Consider the following 18,665-nt stretch of genomic DNA (forward strand, 5'->3'; position numbering starts at 1 on the left):
TCAGGCACCCTTCCCCTTGACCGCTTCCATGCCGACCGATCTCGGACTGAACGAGGCGAACAGCGCCTGGATATAGGGCCTGAACATGTGCTCCAGCGCGCCTGCGAAGAGGATGACCAGGCCTTGAATGATGACGATCATGTCGCGGCTGATCGCCGGCATCTCGAAAGCGAGTTCGGCGCCACCCTGGTAGAGCATGCCGAACAGGATCGCGGCCAGCACGATGCCGACCGGATGCAGCCGGCCCATCAGCGCCACGGCGATGCCGACGAAGCCGGCGCCGGACACGAAGTCGATCGCGACATTGTGCTGGTCGCCCATCACCGGGTTGAGCGCCATCATGCCGGCCAGCGCGCCCGAGATCATCATGGCTGTGATGATGATGCGGGTTTCAGAAATGCCGGCATAGCGGGCCGCCTTTGCGCTGTGGCCATAGGTGCGCATTTCGTAGCCGAGCCTGGTGCGCCAGATCAGCAGCCAGACCAGGAAGGCCATCGCCAGCGCCAGCAGGAAGCAGATGTTGAGTGGCGCCGAGCGGATCTTTGCGCCGAACAGTTCGATGATCCAGTTGAGCTTGGGCAGTTCGGCGCCGGCGAGGAAGTTGCGCGTCTGCGGCGCCTGCGACCCCGCCGGTTTCAGCGGACCGACCAGCAGGTAGACCATGATCGAGGCGGCGATGAAGTTGAACATGATCGTCGTGATGACGATGTGCGAGCCGCGCTTGGCCTGCAGATAGGCGGGGATCAGCGCCCACAATGCGCCGACGAGCGCCGAGGCCCCGATGGCCAGTGGAAAGGTCAGCCACCAGGGCAGTATGCTGTCGAAGGAAAGACAGACGATGGCGATGCCGAGGCCGGCGATGTAGGCCTGGCCCTCGGTGCCGATGTTGAACAGGCCGCAATGCGCGGCCACCGCCACCGAAAGCCCGGTGAATATGAAGGTGGTGGCATAGAACAGGGTGAAGGCGATGCCGGTTCCCTTGCCGAAGGCGCCTTCGACCAGGATGACGGCGGCGCGGAACGGGTTTTCGCCAACCAGCAGAACGACGAAGCCGGCGACGATGAAGGCGACCGACAGGTTGATCAGCGGGATCAGCCCATAGTCGGCCCAGGCCGGCAATTTGGCATAAGGCGTGCTCATGCGGCAGCCTCCTGCTCGACACCCGCCATCAGCAGGCCAAGCTCACCCTCTGTCGCCTCCGGGCCGCGCTCGCCGACGATGCGGCCGGCGAACATCACCAGGATGCGGTCGGACAGCGAGCGGATCTCGTCGAGTTCGACCGACACCACCAGCACCGCCTTGCCCTGGTCGCGCATGGCGATCAGGCGTTTGTGGATGAATTCGATGGCGCCGACATCGACGCCGCGCGTCGGCTGGCCGACGATGAGCACGCCGGGATCCTGTTCGATCTCCCGCGCCAGCACGATCTTCTGCTGGTTGCCGCCGGAGAAGTTGGCGGTCTTCAGGCGCGGATTGCCGGGACGGATGTCGTATTTCTCGATCTTGTCCCTGGCATCGGCCATGATGGCGTCGACATTGAGGAATGGCCCTTTGAGATAGCGGGGGTCGTCGTGGTAGCCGAGGATGGAATTCTCGTTCTCCTCGAAGGCCAGCACCAGCCCGACATGGTGGCGGTCTTCCGGCACGTGGGCCAGACCACGGTCGCGCAGTTCGCCGGGATCGGCCTTGCCGGTCAGATCGATCGGTTTGCCGTCGAGCATCACGGACCCGGAAACGGCGTGCCTGATGCCGGAAATCGCCTCGAGCAGCTCGGATTGCCCGTTGCCGGCCACGCCGGCAATGCCGACGATCTCACCGGCCTTGATATCGAAAGAGATGTCGTCGACCATGGTGACGCCGCGGGAATCCCTGACCGTCAGGTTCTTGACCGCGAGCTTGACGCCGCCGGCCTCCGCCTCGCCCTTTTCGACCCTGAGCAGGACGCGGCGCCCGACCATCAGTTCGGCCAGTTCCTCGACGGTGGTCTTGGCTGTCTCCCGGGTCGCCACCATCGTGCCCTGGCGCATGACCGACACGGTGTCGGTGATGGCCATGATCTCGCGCAGCTTGTGGGTGATCAGCACCACCGTCTTTCCCTGGTCCTTCAATTGCCTGAGGATGCGGAACAGGTGGTCGGCCTCGGCCGGCGTCAAGACGCCTGTCGGCTCGTCGAGGATCAGGATTTCGGCGCCGCGATAGAGCGCCTTCAGGATTTCGACACGCTGCTGCAGGCCGACCGGCAACTCCTCGATGATCGCGTCGGGATCGACTTCCAGGCCGTATTCGCGTTCGAGCCGTTCGAGTTCCGAGCGCGCCTTGGCGATGCTGCGCTTCAGCAGCGCGTCGCTCTCAGCGCCGAGGATGATGTTTTCCAGCACCGTGAAATTGTCGACCAGCATGAAATGCTGGTGCACCATGCCGATGCCGAGCGCGATCGCGTCGTTGGGGGTCTTGATCGACGCCGGCTTGCCGCCAACCCGGATCTCCCCGCTGTCGGCCTGGTAGAAGCCGTAAAGGATCGACATCAGCGTCGACTTGCCGGCGCCGTTCTCGCCGACGATGCCGTGGATGGTGCCGCGCGCAATCTCCAGGTTGATATCGCGGTTGGCGCGCACGGCGCCGAAACTCTTGTTGATGCCGATCAGTTCGATTGCGGCCGGTTCGATCGTGGCTTGCGCCATGCAGCCTGTCCCACTCTTTATTTTTTTATCGCTTGGTCAAAATGCCTAGCATGACGCTCCGCCCATGCCAATTGGCCGGGGCAGCATCCACTCTCGACAAATCCCGGTGTGCTTGTCAATTTGCAACGTGGCTCGGGCTCGCACATTCGCTAATATGGCGAGGTCGAAATTCGCATCGCGATGCAAGGCATTGTGATGCAAGATCAGGGATTGCGAATGATCATGCCCGCCGACCGGCTGACGACGCTGGAAATCCGCGCCGCCGAGCAGGAGAAGACAATCGAGGAACTGTCGGGCCAGATCGCCGAACAGTGGACGGTGATCGAACGCATGCAGCGCAAGCTCGATGCGTTGACCGAGCGCTTCCTGGCATTGGAGGAGCAGGCGGCGCCGGATGTGCCGGTGACCAAGCCGCCGCACTGGTGAGGAAAAGGGGAGGGTCCTGGCATGGCCGGTGAAAGCGACCGCATCGCAAGGGCCGGCGATTATGTGCTCGGCCTGATGAGCGATGCCGAGCGCCAACGGGCCGAGCGCGATCTCGAGATCGACCCCGCCTTCCGCGACGCGGTGGTGCAACTCGCCGAACGCATGCATGTCTTCGATCGTGCCGAAAAACCAGCCGGCGCCAATCATTGGGCGCTGGTCACGCAACGCCTCGCCGAATTGCCGCAGATGCGCAACGCAGGCCTGGGCGGCATCGAGGCCAAGTCGCCGACCGTGATCCGAGGCCTTTCCCGACGACCATACGGCATTGGCGTGCACGCGCTTGGCGGCCGGCGTGGACTTGTCGTTGCCATCGGGCTGATAGCGGCCTTTGCGCTGGGTTATCTGGCCGGCAAGTTGTAGGCCAAAGCAAAACCGCCAGGCTTGCGCCCGGCGGTTGCAGATCATGGCTGTATGTCGCTGCCGATCAGTATGGGCAGGCGTTGTCGGCCGTGTAGTCGTGCACCTGGATCTTGCCGGAGATGATGTCGGCCTTGGCCTTTTCGACGGCGGCCTTCATCTCGTCGGTCACCAGCGCCTTGTTGTTGTCGTCCATGGCGTAGTCGACGCCGCCTTCCTTGAGGCCGAGGTTCTCGACGCCACCCTTGAAGGTGCCGTTCTTGCCATCCATGAACGTGGTGTAGACGGCAACGTCGACGCGCTTCATCATCGAGGTCAGCACCTTGCCGGGCTGCAGGCCGTTCTGGTTGGAATCGACGCCGATACCGAGCTTGCCGGCATCAGCCGCCGCCTGTAGCACGCCGACGCCGGTGCCGCCGGCCGCGGCGTAGACCACGTCGGAGCCCTGGTCGATCTGCGTCTTGGCGATCTCGCCGCCCTTGGCCGGGTCGTTCCAGGCAGCCGGCGTGTCGCCGGTCATGTTCTGGATCACGTCGGTCGCGCCGGCGGCCTTGGCGCCGCCGACATAGCCGCATTCGAACTTGCGGATCAGCGGGATGTCCATGCCGCCGATGAAGGAGACCTTCTTCGACTTCGAGGCCATGCCTGCCAGGATGCCGACGAGATAGGAGCCTTCATTTTCCTTGAAGACCAGCGAGCGGACATTGGGCATATCGACGGCATCGTCGATGATGGCGAAGTTGAGGTCGGGATAATCTTTCGCGACCGCTTTCAGCGCATCTTCCCAGGCAAAGCCCGCCATGACGATCGGGTTGCGGCCATCCTCGGCGAAGCGGCGCAGAGCCTGCTCGCGCTGCGAGGCGTTGGACACTTCGAACTCGACATAAGGCGTGCCGGTCTCGGTCTTGAACTTCTCGGCGCCATGATAGGCAGCCTCGTTGAAGGATTTGTCGAACTTGCCGCCCAGATCATAGAGGATGGCCGGCTGGACGTCCGCGGCGAAAGCCGGAAGAACCATTGCGGTTGCGGCCAGGAGGCCGAGAACGATACGTTTCATGTGATCCACACCCTGTCGGTTATTTTTTCCGTTACGCACCGTCTGTCTGCCCGGTTCTCCGGCAGGCAAACGACGTTAGCCAGGAGTGTATTCCCCTCCCGCTTGCGGGCAATCTGGCACGGCCCGAAACAAAATTCACGTGGAATTTTGACCTTTTGGAAAAGCGTGCCACGGGCAAGCCACGCCGCGATCCGATCGTTGCGTGCAAGCCGTCGGGAGGTGGCTGAAACGGCGCGGGCGATATCGATGGATCAGTTAGCCGCGAACTGGCCCGTGCGCCGCTGCCGCCGGTAGCCGATGGCGTAAAGCAGGAAGGCCAGCACCGCGAAGACGGCAAAGCCCGGCTGATTGAGCACCCAGGCGATGGCGCCGTCCCACAGCAGCGGACCGGCCTTGGTACGGACATAGGTTTCGAAGGCCGCCCGCGTATCGGGCGAGACGGCAAGCCAACTGGCGTTGAGCGGGGTCAGCACAAGGGTCGAAGCCGCCACGGTGCGCGTCGTGTCGAGCACCGCCATGATGACGGAAACCGACAGCGCGACCATTGCCGCGAGACGAAAAATGAAGCGAAACATCGAGGCCCTCCCAAGGCTGATCCTGGACACTGACCAGGAGACCGCCGGCACTTGTCCCTAAACCAGAAATAGAATGCGTGCGGCTGGTCCGCAATCGCGATACGCGAATTTGAAAGACCGCGCCTTGTGAACCCTATGCGACTGGCTTGCGCCCGCGGCGGTGAACCAGCCAGACGGCAAGAATGCCCCCGGCGATGGCGCCGACCACCAGCCCGGCCAGTCCGATGAAGGCGGCGAAATAGCCGCAACCGCCCTCGAAGCAGCTGACCTCGGCGACATCGGCGATCACCGAGCCGGCCAGGAAGCCGCCAACGGCCCCGATGACCGCGCCAAGGATGATGCCGAGCAAGGCGGCGACGATGGAAACGAAGACCGATGGCGCCTCGGTCCGCGGCCTGGAATAGACGTCCTCGGCGCCGGAACCGAGGCGCAGCAGATAGATGCAGAGCAGGCCGATGGCGATTTCGGCGCCGCCGATGAGCAGGCTCCTGGCGGAGAAGACGAAATCGGGTATGGCAAGTGCATAGGCCTGCCTCGCCAGCACCCAGGCGATGGTCGCTGCCTGCCAGATGATGAACTGGCGCGGGAAGCGTGCCGAACGTCCAAAGGCAAGGCCGAGCAGGTAAAGGCCCCACAGGATGGTTATGATGTCGACGGCGAGCCCGCCTAGGAGGAAATAGAAGATCCTGTCCGGCAGGCCGGAATTGCCGGTCAGCCACCAGGCCGAGGCCAGGCCATAGACCGACCACGCCATGACGAAGATGAGCCAGCCCACAGGGACATAAGACAGGTCGCTGCCTGGGCGCCCAACTGGCGCCTGCCCACTGCCCGGTTGTTCACTGCTTGACGTCACGTCGCGACGATGCCCCCGCAAAGCCTCCGTCACTCGACAGGTGGCCAGCGGCGAAGTCAAGCGCGGCCGGCCTGACGGCCCTGGCTGTGCACATCATTCGGCGACGGCGGCCCAAAACGGGTGCGGCTGCGGCCTGGCCGAACAGTGTGTGGCCGGCAAAGCGAATACACTGTCGTTATGGCTTGGCATTCGGCGCGGGATCGACTAGATGAGCCCCGCGCCTGTTGCTTTGACGGCTCCGGTGCGAAGGGAAGGTGTTTGCTGGTTGGCGGCACCCACGGCGCTGATATCGCGTGCCGGCTCCCTGAGGGGATCGCATTGTCCCCAACCCGCGCGGCGAAACCGGCCATCGCGAACAATGCAAGGACGGAGAGGTGGCCGAGTGGTTGAAGGCGCACGCCTGGAAAGTGTGTTTACGGGAGACCGTAACGCGGGTTCGAATCCCGCTCTCTCCGCCATCCTGCCTCGCTCTTCGAGCTTCGCAGGATTTGCGTGATCCTTTGGACGAAGCAGGATGTCCTCCAAAGCTTTAGCGCAGGAGGGCGAATTCGAAGCGTCTTCCTTTCAGTAAATCATTCCGGTTGACCGCTATACACGGGAAAGCATCCTCCGCTCCGGAGTTCACTCGTGCGTTCCGCAAAGTGTCCGGCTTGCTCGGGAACCTCTCGCCGCTCCGCGCGTTTCCCGGCGTCTCATCAGTCGATCCCGCCAGGATTTTCTCCGACTGCGACCAATCAGGAGCCTATTTCATGCATGACAAGCTGTTTCATTCGCCCGTCGCGTTGACCGTCGGCCTTGGCTTCAAGCGCGAAATCGCCTCGCTGGCCGAAATGCACGATTTCCTGACGAACTGGACGACCTCCCGGCGTGGTCCGCTTTATCGCAATGCCGTCGAGGCCTGCGGCCTGGCGCTGGAAGGTTGCATCACCAGGGACGAGGCACGCCATGCGCTCGTTGAATTCGCGCAAGCCACCGGCATTCTCTGGCCCGAGATCGAACCCGTCATCGTGGCGCGCGCCGTCGCGCGCGGTTATGGCGGCTACGCCGCCTGATCGTTCGCAACTGTGATCGTGGCGGCCAGTTCGTACGGCCACCACCGAAAGCCCGGCTTGACCCTCCAAGCCGGGCTTTCGATTTCTTGCAAAGGGTTCGCGCGGACAGCGGTCAATCACACCAGCTGGACGAGATGACGAGCGATGCCTCGAAGATATGGCGCCCATTCTCGTCCCGCACCTTCACGGTTATGGTCGTCCGGTCGTTCTCGATCATCTCGTCGCGAATGATGTCGGGCAGGATGAGGATTGCCTCGCGCCGCAGACGCTCACGCGAGTCGAAGACCTGACCGTGGTCATCCACCGTCAGGCCATCACCATTGTAAAGGTCGAGAAAGTATCTGGGCATGATGTGGCCGAATCCCGATTTGCAAAAGAGACTTGATCGACAATTCGCGGGCTAAGCCGTTGTTCCATCAGAGATGATCTTCGCTGGCGAATAAGAGCCTTCTAACAAATGTTAATGCCCGCCAGCGTCCGAGGACCTAGTGCTTCGGCAGCCGCCCTTGCTTCGACAGAACAGCTGGCGATCGGCTCTGAGCCCTTTCGCTGGAGATAGCGGTGCTGGAATCCCTGTATCTGAATCTTGCTCAGCACGACGCCCTTTCCGACGCCGAAAAGGCCCTGCTGGCGGAAGCCATGACGTTCGAGCGGCATTTCGCGGTTGGCCAGGATATCGTCGCCTCGGGCGCGCGGCCGACCCATTCGACCCTGATCCTCGACGGCCTGGCGGCGCGCTACAAAGTGCTGGAGAATGGCGGCCGGCAGTTCACCTCCCTGCAGGTGCCCGGCGATTTCGTCGATCTGCACGCGTTCCTGCTGAAGACCATGGATCACGGCATCGTTGCCATGTCGCCCTGCCATGTCATGTTCGCCGATCACAGCCGGCTTCGCGCGATCACCGAGGAAGCGCCGCATCTGACGCGGCTGCTGTGGCTGGACACGCTGGTCGACGGCGCCATCCATCGCGAATGGATCGTGGCGATGGGCCGCCGCTCCAAGACATCGCACCTTGCCCATCTTCTCTGTGAGCTTTTCGTGCGGCTGCAAGTGGTGCAGCGCACCAACGGCATGAGTTTCCATCTGCCGCTCTCGCAAGCCGAACTGGCCGATGTGCTTGGTCTTTCCGTGGTGCACATGAACCGCGTCATCGGTGCCTTGCGCAAAATCGGCGTCGTCAATTGGGCAAACCACACGGTGACCATCCTGGACTGGCACAGGCTCCAGGAAATCGCCGAGTTCGATCCGACCTATCTCAGCCTGACGCGGGAACCGCGCTAGCGTAAGTTCAGCAAGGCCGCAAGGCGGTTGGGCGTCCAGAACGACAATGGCGTCGAGAGTCGTTCTTCGACGCTGAGTGGCGTCCGGAAATCTTTATAGAATTCCTATTTCTTTGCGCCTCGCCCCGTCTCGAACCTTTATGGCGATCGGGTCCATATTCACACAACCAAGTCTTTGACGTCACGTCGATGAACATACGACGGGCGTTTTCACGGTATTGCGCGCCATTCCAGGAAAGGCACGAAGTACAAGGCAAAAAGGAACAGGCAAAGATGGACATTATCGTTCTCGGCATAGGGGTTTTGTTTTTTGCTTTGTCCATCGTCTATGTCAAAGTCTGCGACAGAATTTAAACGGAAGGATCGAAATCATGCTCGTCGACTACATCCTCGGTGGAGGCGTGACCTTGTTCCTGCTCGCTTACCTCACCTACGCCCTCATTCGCCCTGAACGTTTCTGACCAGCGCACGGAAAGCCCGTCATGACCATTAACGGATGGATTCAGATCCTCGTCTATTGCGGGATCATCGTTTTGCTGGTGAAGCCGCTCGGCGGCTACATGCACCGCGTCTTCAATGGCGATCGCACGCTGCTTTCACCGATCTTCGGTCCGCTCGAGCGGGGGCTCTACCGCATTTGCGGAACCAGCGACCGGGAAGAACAACACTGGGCCACCTATGCGGTGGCCATGCTGCTCTTCAACCTGGCGGGCTTCCTGGTGCTCTACTTCCTGCAGCGCCTGCAGGGCAGCCTGCCCTACAATCCGGCAGGGATGAGCGCGATCGATCCGGCGCTCGCCTTCAACACCGCCGCCAGCTTCATCACCAACACCAACTGGCAGAATTACGGTGGTGAAAGCACGATGTCCTACCTCGTGCAGATGGCCGGGCTGACGGTCCAGAATTTCGTTTCCGCGGCCACCGGCATCGCCATCGCGATCGCACTGATCCGCGGCTTTGCTCGCGCTTCCGGAAAATCGATCGGCAATTTCTGGGTCGACCTGACCCGCTGCACGCTCTACGTGCTGCTGCCGCTCTGCATCGTGCTCACGCTGGTCTATGTCTGGCTCGGCATGCCGCAGACGCTTGGGCCCTACATCGACGCCACAACGCTCGAGGGCGCCAAGCAGACCATCGCTCTCGGCCCGGTCGCCTCGCAGGTGGCCATCAAGATGCTGGGCACCAATGGCGGCGGTTTCTTCAATGCCAATGCCGCGCATCCCTTCGAGAATCCCGATGCCATCTCCAACCTGATACAGATGGTGACGATCTTCGCGCTGGGTGCCGCGCTGACCAATGTCTTCGGCCGCATGGTCGGCAACCAGCGCCAGGGCTGGGCAATCCTAACCTCGATGGGCGTGCTGTTCATCGTTGGCGTCGCCGTCTGCTACTGGGCGGAAGCCGCGGGCAATCCGCTGGTGCATGCGCTGGGCATCGACGGCGGCAACATGGAAGGCAAGGAGACCCGCTTCGGCATTGCGCTCTCGGCTTTGTTCGCCGTCATCACCACGGCCGCTTCCTGCGGCGCGGTAAATGCCATGCATGACTCATTCACCGCGCTGGGCGGCATGATCCCGCTCATCAACATGCAGCTCGGCGAGGTCATCGTCGGCGGTGTCGGCGCCGGGTTCTACGGCATGCTGATGTTCATCCTCATCGCCGTCTTCGTCGCCGGCCTGATGGTTGGCCGCACGCCCGAATATCTGGGCAAGAAGATCGAGGCCAAGGAGGTCAAGATGGCGATGCTGGCCATCTTGTGCCTGCCGCTGGCGATGCTGGTCTTCACAGCGATAGCGGTGGTGCTGCCGAGCGCGGTCGCGTCGATCGCCAATGGCGGGCCGCACGGCTTCTCCGAGATCCTCTATGCCTACACTTCGGCGGCGGCGAACAACGGCTCGGCCTTCGGCGGCCTCACCGGCAACACGCCCTGGTACAACATCACGCTCGGCATCGGCATGTTGATGGGCCGCTTCCTGGTCATCATCCCGGCGCTCGCCATTGCCGGCGCGCTGGCGGCGAAGAAGACCGTGCCCGCCTCGGCCGGCACCTTCCCGACCGACGGTCCGCTGTTCGTCGGGCTGCTGGTCGGCGTCATCGTCATTGTCGGCGGCCTGACCTTCTTCCCGGCGCTTGCCGTGGGACCTGTTGTCGAGCACCTGGCGATGATCCATGGACAGACATTCTGAGGCCGACATGTCCTGGTTCAGCAACAAGCGCCGCAATGCCGGGCATCGGCCCGATCCGGAGAAGGAGGGGCTGCCGCCTCCTTTCCCGACCATGTCGACATTTCTCGGACTTGCCGGCGCCATGATCGCGCTTTGGCTGCTGGCCTATGGGCTTCCCCACCTCTTTTCGGCATCCGATCACCCGGTGCCGCACACCAACACTGAAGCCGGAGCTTCAAAATGAGCCAGTTAAAATCAGCCAGCATCATGGATGCCCGCATCCTGTGGCCCGCCATTGGCGGCGCCTTCCGCAAACTCGATCCGCGCACGCTGGCCCGCAATCCGGTGATGTTCGTCGTCGCCGTCGTGTCGGCGCTGACATCGGTGCTGTTCGTCAAGAACCTCGTCACCGGCGGCGGCGACCTGCGTTTCACGCTGCAGATTATCATCTGGCTGTGGTTCACGGTGCTGTTCGCCAATTTCGCAGAGGCCGTCGCCGAAGGGCGCGGCAAGGCGCAGGCGGATTCGCTGCGCAAGGCGCGCACCGAGACCCAGGCCAAGCTCCTGGCCGGCGAGGATCGGACCAAATTCAAGCTGGTGCCTGGTACCGGCCTGAAGGTTGGCGACATCGTGCTGGTCGAGGCCGGCGACATCATCCCGTCCGACGGCGAGGTGGTGGAAGGCGTCGCCTCGGTCAACGAGGCGGCGATAACGGGCGAGTCCGCGCCGGTCATCCGCGAATCCGGCGGCGACCGCTCGGCGGTCACCGGCGGCACGCAGGTGCTGTCCGACTGGATCCGCGTGCGTATCACAGCCGCGTCCGGACACACGTTCCTCGATCGCATGATCTCGCTGGTCGAAGGCGCCGAGCGCCAGAAGACACCCAACGAGATCGCGCTCAACATCCTGCTCGTCGGCATGACGCTGATCTTCGTGCTGGCCACCGCGACGATCCCGAGCTTTGCCTCCTATTCGGGCGGCTATATCTCGGTGACCGTGCTCGTCGCCCTGTTCGTGACGCTTATCCCGACCACGATCGGCGCGCTGCTGTCGGCCATCGGCATCGCCGGCATGGATCGGCTGGTGCGCTTCAATGTGCTGGCCATGTCGGGTCGCGCCGTCGAAGCCGCCGGCGACGTCGACACGCTGCTCCTCGACAAGACCGGCACGATCACGCTCGGCAACCGCCAGGCGACGGAATTTCGCCCGGTCAAGGGCGTCAGCGAGCAGGAACTGGCGGACGCGGCACAGCTTGCCTCGCTCGCCGACGAGACGCCAGAAGGCCGCTCGATCGTGGTGCTGGCCAAGGAGAAATACGCCATCCGGGCCCGCGACATGGCGACGTTGCATGCCACTTTCGTGCCTTTCACGGCACAGACCCGCATGAGCGGCGTCGACATGGACGGCTCTTCGGTACGCAAGGGCGCGGTCGATTCGATCCTGACCTATGTCAGCCAGCCGACATCGGCCACGCATGGCACACGGCCGGGCAGCGATACCGTGCGCGACCTGCAGGCGATCGCCGACGAGGTCGCCAAGTCGGGCGGTACGCCGCTGGCGGTCGAGCGGGACGGGCGGCTGCTCGGCGTCGTCCACCTGAAGGACATCGTCAAAGGCGGTATCCGCGAGCGCTTCGCCGAATTGCGCAGCATGGGCATCCGCACGGTGATGATCACCGGCGACAATCCGATGACGGCGGCAGCCATCGCGGCGGAAGCCGGCGTCGACGACTTCCTCGCCCAGGCAACGCCGGAGGACAAGCTGAAGCTGATCCGCGACGAGCAGGCCAAGGGCAAGCTGGTCGCCATGTGCGGCGACGGCACCAATGATGCGCCGGCGCTCGCGCAGGCCGATGTCGGCGTGGCCATGAACACCGGCACGGTCGCCGCCCGCGAGGCCGGCAACATGGTCGACCTCGACAGCGATCCGACCAAGCTGATCGAGATCGTCGAAATCGGCAAGGCGCTGTTGATGACGCGCGGCTCGCTGACCACCTTCTCCATCGCCAATGACGTCGCCAAGTATTTTGCCATCATCCCGGCTATGTTCGCCGTCTTCTACGTCGCGCCTGGCCAGACCACCGGTCCGTTGCAGGCGCTCAACATCATGCATCTGGCGACACCGCAGAGCGCCATCCTGTCGGCCATCATCTTCAACGCGCTGATCATCATCGCGCTGATCCCGCTATCGCTGCGCGGCGTGAAGTATCGGGCGATCGGCGCCGGCGCGCTGCTCAGCCGCAACCTTCTCGTCTACGGCCTCGGCGGCATCATCGTGCCGTTCGTCGGCATCAAGATAATCGACATGGCCGTCACGGCCCTCGGCCTTGCATAAGGATCATTCCGATGCTCAAGCAAATCAGACCCGCGATCATCATGATCGTCTTCTTCACCGTGCTGACCGGGCTCGTCTATCCCATCGGCATGACCGGCATCGCGCAGGCGCTGTTCCCGCGCCAGGCCAATGGCAGCCTGATCAAGAAGGACGGCAAGGTGATCGGCTCCGAACTGATCGGCCAAGCCTTCGCCAGCGACAAGTATTTCCACGGCCGGCCTTCGTCCGCCGGCAACGGCTATGACGCCGGCGCCTCGGGCGGCTCCAATCTCGGCCCGAGCAACCCGAAGCTCATCGAGCGCATCAAGGGCGATGCCGAAAAGCTGAAGGCCGAGAATCCGAACGCGGCGGTGCCGATGGGCCTGGTGACCACGTCCGGCAGCGGTCTTGATCCGCAGATCAGTCCGGATGCCGCTTATTTCCAGGTTCCGCGCGTGGCCAAGGCCAGGGGCGTCGACGAAGCCAAGGTCAAGGCGCTGGTCGACAGCCAGGTCGAGGATCGGGAATTGGGCGTGCTCGGCGAGCCGGTGGTCAATGTGCTGGCGCTAAACCTGGCGCTGGATGCCGCGCAATAGTTGATGGCCGGCGCCGGGGATCGACACGGTCCCCGGCGCCATTCATGATCGGACCCGATGCCGGACGACAGAAGCAACGTCGAAAACAGACCATCCCCCGACGCGCTGCTCGAGCACGCCGAGCGGGAAGGGCGCGGGCGTCTGCGCATATTCCTGGGCGCGGCACCGGGTGTCGGCAAGACTTACGAGATGCTGATGTCGGGCCGTGCCAGGCTGGCCGACGGCATCGACGTTGTGATCGGCGTGGTCGAGACGCATGGCCGCAAGGAAACCCTAGCCCTTGTCGAGGGCTATGAGGTCATTGCCCGGCGCAAGGTCGACTACAAGGGGCGTGTCCTCGACGAGATGGACATCGACGCCATCCTTGCCCGGCGTCCGGCGCTGGTCCTGGTCGACGAGCTCGCCCACACCAACGCGCCCGGCAGCCGCCACCCCAAGCGCTACCTCGATGTCCAGGAGATCCTGGCGCGAGGCATCGACGTCTACACGACGCTCAACGTCCAGCATGTCGAAAGCCTGAACGACGTCGTCGCGCAGATCACCCGGGTCAGGGTGCGCGAGACGGTTCCCGATTCCGTCATCGACCAGGCCGACGATGTCGAAATCATCGATCTGACGCCCGACGACCTGATCAAGCGGCTGGAGGAAGGCAAGGTCTATTTCCCCAACACGGCGCAACGTGCCGTCGAGAACTATTTTTCGCCGGGCAATCTGACGGCGTTGCGGGAACTGGCGCTGCGGCGCACCGCTCAGCGCGTCGACGAGCAGTTGCTCAACCACATGCAGTCCCACGCCATCCAAGGGCCGTGGGCGGCGGGCGAAAGGGTGCTCGTCTGCGTCGACGCGCGCCCGGGCGGGGCAGCCCGCATTCGCTACGCGCGCAGGTTGGCCGACCGGCTTCGTGCGCCATGGACGGCGCTTCATGTCGATACGCCGGGCGCGGCCGGCATGTCCGAGGACGACAAGGACCGGCTCGCCACAGTCCTGCGCCTCGCCGAGCAGCTCGGCGCCGAGGTGACGACCATTCCGGGCCAGAGCGTCGCGCAGGACATTGTGCGCCATGCGACAGCCAACAATTTCACCCACATCGTGGTCGGCAGGCCGACCCGGTCGCGCTGGCGCGAACTGATCGAAGGGTCGCTCACCTACGATCTGATCCGCAATGCCGGCGACATCAGCGTCCACGTCATTTCCGGGACCGAGCGCAACGCCGATGCGCCCTCGAGAGCTGTCAAAGCGGCGACCGAGCGCAAGCCGTTTCAGATCTGGCCCTATCTGTTCGCCACCGGCTATGTCGCGGGCTCGTTGGCGGTCAGTACGGTTCTCGACCAGTTTCTCGACGTTCGTAACCTGGCGATCGTCTTCCTGCTCTCCGTGTTGACGTCGGCGGTGGCCGGCGGTCTCTGGCCGGCGCTTTATGCCTGTTTCCTCAGCGTCCTTGCCTTCAACTATTTTTTCCTCGAACCGCGCTACACGCTGACCATCCGCGATCCCGAGAGCATCGTCGCGATCGCCGTCTTCGTCGCCGTCGCCGTCATCGCCAGCAACCTGACGGCGCGCGTGCAGCGTCAGGCCGCGGCCGCCCGCTCGCGGGCCCGGGCAACGGAGGACATCTATCTCTTTTCCAAGAAGCTCGCCGGCGCCGGCACGCTCGATGATGTGCTCTGGGCCACCGCTTTCCAGATCGCCTCGATGCTGAAGCTGCGCGTGGTGCTGCTGCTGCCCGAAGACGGCACGATCACGGTCAAGGCAGGGTATCCGCCCGACGACACGCTGGCCGAGGCCGACATCGCCGCTGCGCGCTGGGCCTGGGAGCACAACCGTGCCGCCGGACGCGGCGCCGACACGCTTCCCGGCGCCAAGCGCCTCTATCTCCCGTTGCGGACAGGGCGAACCGCGATCGGCGTCGTCGGTCTCGACAACGACAAGCAGGGTCCGCTGTTGACGCCCGAGCAACAGCGGCTGCTCGACGCGCTGGCCGACCAGGCCGCGGTGGCGATCGAACGCATCCAGCTCGTCGCCGATGTCGACCGCGCCAAGCTCGCCGCCGAAGCCGACCGGCTGCGCTCGGCGCTGCTGACCTCGATTTCGCATGACCTGAAAACGCCGCTCGCGGCCATCATGGGGGCAGCGGGCACGCTCAAGGAATTCGCACCCGACCTGCCCGAGCAGGACCGGGCGGAGCTTCTGTCGACGGTGATCGACGAATCGGAGCGGTTGAACCGCTTCATCGCCAACCTGCTCGACATGACCAAAATCGAGTCCGGGGCGATGGAGCCGAATTACGCCCTCCATTATGTCGGCGATGTCGTCGGTACGGCGCTCGACCGTGCCCGCAAGATCACCAGCGAGCACAAGATCGAGGTCGATATTCCGACCGACCTGCCGATGCTGCGGCTCGATCCCGTGCTGTTCGAACAGGTCCTGTTCAACCTTCTCGACAACGCCTCGAAATATTCGCCGCCCGGCTCGACCATCCGCGTCCAGGCCTGGGGCGACAATGGCTCCGTCATCGTTCAGGTCATGGACGAGGGGCCGGGGATTCCGGCGCACGACCTGGAGCGCGTGTTCGACACCTTCTACCGGGTGCGCAAGGGCGACCAGGTGCGCGCCGGCACCGGGCTGGGCTTGTCGATCTGTCGTGGCTTCGTCGAGGCGATGGGCGGCACGATCGCGGCCGCCAACCGTACCGATCGCCCCGGTGCGGCCTTCACCATCAGGATGCCGGTGCCGGCGCAAGCGCGTGCGATCGGCACCCGTGGCGACGAGCCCGGTACGGACCAGCCCCGATGACCAATTCGAATGTCAGCATACTGGTTGTCGATGACGAGCCGCCGATCCGCAAGCTGCTGCGGGTCGGCCTGGCCAGCCAGGGTTACGCGATCAGCGAGGCGCCGAACGCCAAGGTGGCGATCGAGCTGATGGAGCAGGAAAAGCCCGACCTCGTGCTGCTCGATCTCGGCCTGCCCGGCATGGGCGGCCATGAGCTGCTGCGCAAATGGCGTGACGAGGGCCTCGACGTGCCGGTGGTCATTCTCTCCAGCCGCACCGACGAAGCCGGCATCGTCAGCGCGCTGGAACTCGGCGCCGACGATTATGTCACCAAGCCCTTCGGCATGAACGAATTGGTGGCGCGCATTCGCGTCGCGCTGCGGCACAAATTCCAGCAGCAAGGCGAGAAGCCGGTTTTCCAGAGCGGCGACCTCAGCGTCGATCTGGTCAAGCGCATCGTCAAGGTAGAGGGCAGAGAGGTGAAGCTCTCGCCGAAGGAATACGACATACTGCGCATCCTGGTGCAGCACGCCGGCAAGGTGCTCACCCACCACTTCATCCTGAAGCAGATCTGGGACGATTCGACCGACGTGCAGTATCTCAGGGTCTATGTGCGCCAGCTCAGGCAGAAGATCGAAAAAACCCCCGACCAGCCGCGCTACATCACCACCGAGACCGGTGTCGGCTACCGCCTGCGCGTCGAGTGAAACAATTCGTCCGCTGGAACCCGCGTCAGCCGATGACCGCGAGCGGCCGATTTGCCGCCGCCGATGTCCGCAAGGCGGCGAGACAGCCGAGAATGCCGAGCGGCACGAAGGCGAGGAACAGCCAGCTCGCGACATTGGCCGCCGCGTCATGGTTCAGGCCTTGCGAAAAACCGCTGGCATTGGCGACGATGCCGGCAAGGGCGGCGCCCACGGCGTAGCCGATGCGCTGCATGGTCGGCACCGCGGCCGAGGCGATGGTCTGTTCGTCGTCCGGGGCTGAGGCGACTATGACGCGGGTCAGGAACGGCCAGGCGATGCCGAACCCACCGCCCTGCAACAGGGCGCAGACCAGGATCAACGGGATCGAGCCCAGGGGTATCGTGTAGGCGAAGCCGGCGATGCCCGCCGCGATCATCACCGCGCCGCAGACGATGATCAGCCGCTCGCGCTGCTGCGGCGCGTTGGCGACGAGGATCGACAGGATCGACCAGGCGATCGATTCGGCGGCGATGATGTAGCCAGTGGTCAGCAGAGGAATGTCGTGCAGGCTGGTCAAGAGCAGCGGTCCGTAGACGCCGAACGAGCAGGTCGCGATGGAAAAGGCGGCGACCATGGTCATGCCGGCGCCCACCGGCGTGCGCCATGAAAACAGCCGCGCCGGGAACAGCCGGGAGCGCGGCTTCAGCGCGTCGATGTGGAAGAACAGCGCCAGCCCGGCGAGGCCCAGCACGATCAGCAGCGAGGAACGCAACAGGGCGATGTCGACGCCGGCCGAGGCAATCAGCACCACGGCAATGGCAAGGCAGGCAAGCGCCATGAACGGGAAGGGCGGCGCCTTGCCCGCGCCGGTGCTGGGTTTCTTCGCTTCCGGTGTGTCGAGCACGAGGAAGCTTGCCAACGCCATTGCGGCGCCGCCCAGGGTGAAGACGCCGAAGGCCCAGCGCCATGACAGCAATTCGGTCATAACAGCGCCGAGCAGGGGACCGCTGAAGGCAGCGACGCCCCAGATCGCCGACATGATGCCGAAAAGCTGCGGCCAGATGGCACGCGAAAACAGCCGCTCGACCGAGACAAAGGCCAGCGACACCAGCGCGCCGCCGCCAAGCCCCTCGATCAGCCGGCCGGCCAGGAACAGTTGCATGGACGGCGAAGTGGCGCAGATCAGCGCCCCGGCAGCGTAAAGAAGCGCCGCGACCACCATGTTGGTGCGCAGCGCCACGTAGCTCACCAGCCGTCCGGCCGCGGCGCCGGCGACGATGGCGCCGAGTTCGTAGATCGCCAGCGACCAGCCGACGAGCTGCACGCCGGCCAGTTCGCCGACCATGGCCGGCATCACCGTCGCCACCATTGTCTCATTGGTGGCGTGCAGCAGGATGCCGAGGCTGATGAAGCAGAAGCGCGCCAGGTCGCCGCTTGCCCACAATGCCCGCCAGTCGACCCTGTTCGTGCTGATCTCGGTCATGTCCATCCCTGCCTCTGCATATCGCGATGCCGGCGCACGGCACCAGAAGCCAGCAAGGGTTTCCGGCAGGACCATGCGCACGCTGTTCCGGTCGGGACGGGCTTGTAAAACCTCAAGCGTGGTTGAGTTCAAGCGGACTTTTGTCGAAATGCAAACATTCGCGATTGGCGGAAGCCTCTCAACCTCGTCATTCACGGGCGGAGCAGCCGCGAAGCGGCTTCGCGGAGACCCGAGGATCCTGTGTGTTTTTGCCATGCTATAGTTGAGGTGGGAAGGAGACCGACAGGATCCTGGTCGTCCTTTGGAGGA

Annotated in this window: 18 protein-coding genes and 1 tRNA gene; 12 read left to right on the top strand and 7 right to left on the bottom strand. The window is 63.8% G+C overall.

Annotated elements, in window-relative coordinates; genetic code table 11:
• Positions 1–1,140, bottom strand: coding sequence for an ABC transporter permease (locus LB564_RS26330; RefSeq protein WP_224542066.1), 1,140 nt, complete (start codon positions 1,138–1,140; stop codon positions 1–3).
• A complete protein-coding gene (locus LB564_RS26335) occupies positions 1,137–2,666 on the bottom strand; it encodes an ABC transporter ATP-binding protein (RefSeq protein WP_224542098.1) in 1,530 nt (509 codons plus the stop codon). Before LB564_RS26335 ends, LB564_RS26330 begins: the two co-directional genes overlap by 4 nt.
• 234 nt (positions 2,667–2,900) lie before the next feature.
• Between LB564_RS26335 and LB564_RS26340 the strand changes: the two genes are divergently transcribed.
• Both LB564_RS26340 and LB564_RS26345 read left to right on the top strand, forming a co-directional pair.
• On the top strand, positions 2,901–3,107 hold the full coding sequence (locus LB564_RS26340; protein WP_181173652.1) for a SlyX family protein: 207 nt from the start codon (positions 2,901–2,903) through the stop codon (positions 3,105–3,107).
• Positions 3,108–3,128: 21 nt separating this feature from the next.
• Positions 3,129–3,527, top strand: a complete 399-nt coding sequence (locus LB564_RS26345; RefSeq protein WP_224542068.1) for a hypothetical protein — start codon at positions 3,129–3,131, stop codon at positions 3,525–3,527.
• 64 nt (positions 3,528–3,591) lie between these two features.
• Here LB564_RS26345 and LB564_RS26350 read toward each other — a convergent pair whose 3' ends face one another.
• From LB564_RS26350 to LB564_RS26360, 3 genes are all read right to left on the bottom strand, one after another.
• A complete protein-coding gene (locus LB564_RS26350; protein WP_140704252.1) occupies positions 3,592–4,581 on the bottom strand; it encodes a BMP family protein in 990 nt (329 codons plus the stop codon).
• A gap of 251 nt (positions 4,582–4,832) precedes the next feature.
• Positions 4,833–5,156 carry a hypothetical protein gene (locus tag LB564_RS26355; RefSeq protein ID WP_140704253.1) on the bottom strand — a complete coding sequence of 108 codons (324 nt, stop codon included), beginning with the start codon at positions 5,154–5,156 and terminating at the stop codon, positions 4,833–4,835.
• A 133-nt stretch (positions 5,157–5,289) separates the two neighbouring features.
• Positions 5,290–5,910, bottom strand: coding sequence for a DUF2569 family protein (locus tag LB564_RS26360; protein ID WP_224542070.1), 621 nt, complete (start codon positions 5,908–5,910; stop codon positions 5,290–5,292).
• Positions 5,911–6,377: 467 nt separating this feature from the next.
• Between LB564_RS26360 and LB564_RS26365 the strand changes: the two genes are divergently transcribed.
• Both LB564_RS26365 and LB564_RS26370 read left to right on the top strand, forming a co-directional pair.
• Positions 6,378–6,467, top strand: a tRNA-Ser gene (locus LB564_RS26365).
• 291 nt (positions 6,468–6,758) lie between these two features.
• Entirely contained in the window at positions 6,759–7,061 is a 303-nt protein-coding gene (locus LB564_RS26370; RefSeq protein WP_140704254.1) for a DUF982 domain-containing protein, read from the top strand.
• A gap of 112 nt (positions 7,062–7,173) precedes the next feature.
• On the opposite strand, the gene LB564_RS26375 is transcribed toward LB564_RS26370, so the two are convergent.
• Positions 7,174–7,410, bottom strand: a complete 237-nt coding sequence (locus LB564_RS26375; RefSeq protein ID WP_224542072.1) for a DUF6894 family protein — start codon at positions 7,408–7,410, stop codon at positions 7,174–7,176.
• Between the two features lie 212 nt (positions 7,411–7,622).
• On the opposite strand from LB564_RS26375, the gene LB564_RS26380 reads away from it, so the two are divergent.
• From LB564_RS26380 to LB564_RS26415, 8 genes are all read left to right on the top strand, one after another.
• On the top strand, positions 7,623–8,342 hold the full coding sequence (locus tag LB564_RS26380) for a Crp/Fnr family transcriptional regulator (RefSeq protein ID WP_140704256.1): 720 nt from the start codon (positions 7,623–7,625) through the stop codon (positions 8,340–8,342).
• A gap of 370 nt (positions 8,343–8,712) precedes the next feature.
• On the top strand, positions 8,713–8,802 hold the full coding sequence (gene kdpF / locus LB564_RS26385) for a K(+)-transporting ATPase subunit F (protein WP_015315765.1): 90 nt from the start codon (positions 8,713–8,715) through the stop codon (positions 8,800–8,802).
• A 21-nt stretch (positions 8,803–8,823) separates the two neighbouring features.
• A complete protein-coding gene (gene kdpA / locus LB564_RS26390) occupies positions 8,824–10,527 on the top strand; it encodes a potassium-transporting ATPase subunit KdpA (RefSeq protein ID WP_224542074.1) in 1,704 nt (567 codons plus the stop codon).
• Positions 10,511–10,750, top strand: coding sequence for a hypothetical protein (locus LB564_RS26395; protein WP_224542076.1), 240 nt, complete (start codon positions 10,511–10,513; stop codon positions 10,748–10,750). Before kdpA ends, LB564_RS26395 begins: the two co-directional genes overlap by 17 nt.
• Positions 10,747–12,840 carry a potassium-transporting ATPase subunit KdpB gene (kdpB, locus tag LB564_RS26400; RefSeq protein ID WP_224542078.1) on the top strand — a complete coding sequence of 698 codons (2,094 nt, stop codon included), beginning with the start codon at positions 10,747–10,749 and terminating at the stop codon, positions 12,838–12,840. Before LB564_RS26395 ends, kdpB begins: the two co-directional genes overlap by 4 nt.
• An 11-nt stretch (positions 12,841–12,851) precedes the next feature.
• Complete coding sequence (gene kdpC / locus LB564_RS26405; protein ID WP_224542080.1) at positions 12,852–13,415, top strand: potassium-transporting ATPase subunit KdpC; 564 nt, start codon at positions 12,852–12,854, stop codon at positions 13,413–13,415.
• A gap of 57 nt (positions 13,416–13,472) precedes the next feature.
• Positions 13,473–16,208: a sensor histidine kinase gene (locus LB564_RS26410; protein ID WP_224542082.1), complete on the top strand. Its 2,736-nt coding sequence runs from the start codon at positions 13,473–13,475 to the stop codon at positions 16,206–16,208.
• Positions 16,205–16,894 (top strand): response regulator transcription factor, encoded by a 690-nt coding sequence (locus LB564_RS26415; protein ID WP_224542084.1) that lies wholly within the window; start codon positions 16,205–16,207, stop codon positions 16,892–16,894. The genes LB564_RS26410 and LB564_RS26415 overlap by 4 nt, the downstream gene beginning before the upstream one ends.
• Before the next feature lie 25 nt (positions 16,895–16,919).
• Here LB564_RS26415 and LB564_RS26420 read toward each other — a convergent pair whose 3' ends face one another.
• The gene (locus LB564_RS26420) at positions 16,920–18,356 is read right to left on the bottom strand and encodes an MFS transporter (protein ID WP_224542087.1); all 1,437 of its coding nucleotides are present in this window, start codon (positions 18,354–18,356) and stop codon (positions 16,920–16,922) included.
• Positions 18,357–18,665: the final 309 nt, after the last annotated feature.

It is taken from the genome of Mesorhizobium sp. ES1-6 (genome assembly GCF_020164775.1).
In the GTDB taxonomy this organism is placed as follows: domain Bacteria; phylum Pseudomonadota; class Alphaproteobacteria; order Rhizobiales; family Rhizobiaceae; genus Mesorhizobium.

Excerpts from the sequence above, each read along its gene's own strand:
- LB564_RS26420 (WP_224542087.1), bottom strand. The coding sequence starts at position 18,356 with ATGACCGAGATCAGCACGAACAGGGTCGACTGGCGGGCATTGTGGGCA.
- LB564_RS26330 (WP_224542066.1), bottom strand. The coding sequence starts at position 1,140 with ATGAGCACGCCTTATGCCAAATTGCCGGCCTGGGCCGACTATGGGCTG.
- LB564_RS26410 (WP_224542082.1), top strand. The coding sequence starts at position 13,473 with ATGCCGGACGACAGAAGCAACGTCGAAAACAGACCATCCCCCGACGCG.
- kdpA (WP_224542074.1), top strand. The coding sequence starts at position 8,824 with ATGACCATTAACGGATGGATTCAGATCCTCGTCTATTGCGGGATCATC.
- kdpF (WP_015315765.1), top strand. The coding sequence starts at position 8,713 with ATGCTCGTCGACTACATCCTCGGTGGAGGCGTGACCTTGTTCCTGCTC.
- kdpB (WP_224542078.1), top strand. The coding sequence starts at position 10,747 with ATGAGCCAGTTAAAATCAGCCAGCATCATGGATGCCCGCATCCTGTGG.
- LB564_RS26415 (WP_224542084.1), top strand. The coding sequence starts at position 16,205 with ATGACCAATTCGAATGTCAGCATACTGGTTGTCGATGACGAGCCGCCG.
- LB564_RS26375 (WP_224542072.1), bottom strand. The coding sequence starts at position 7,410 with ATGCCCAGATACTTTCTCGACCTTTACAATGGTGATGGCCTGACGGTG.
- LB564_RS26370 (WP_140704254.1), top strand. The coding sequence starts at position 6,759 with ATGCATGACAAGCTGTTTCATTCGCCCGTCGCGTTGACCGTCGGCCTT.
- LB564_RS26360 (WP_224542070.1), bottom strand. The coding sequence starts at position 5,910 with ATGGCGTGGTCGGTCTATGGCCTGGCCTCGGCCTGGTGGCTGACCGGC.
- LB564_RS26345 (WP_224542068.1), top strand. The coding sequence starts at position 3,129 with ATGGCCGGTGAAAGCGACCGCATCGCAAGGGCCGGCGATTATGTGCTC.
- kdpC (WP_224542080.1), top strand. The coding sequence starts at position 12,852 with ATGCTCAAGCAAATCAGACCCGCGATCATCATGATCGTCTTCTTCACC.
- LB564_RS26350 (WP_140704252.1), bottom strand. The coding sequence starts at position 4,581 with ATGAAACGTATCGTTCTCGGCCTCCTGGCCGCAACCGCAATGGTTCTT.
- LB564_RS26355 (WP_140704253.1), bottom strand. The coding sequence starts at position 5,156 with ATGTTTCGCTTCATTTTTCGTCTCGCGGCAATGGTCGCGCTGTCGGTT.
- LB564_RS26395 (WP_224542076.1), top strand. The coding sequence starts at position 10,511 with ATGGACAGACATTCTGAGGCCGACATGTCCTGGTTCAGCAACAAGCGC.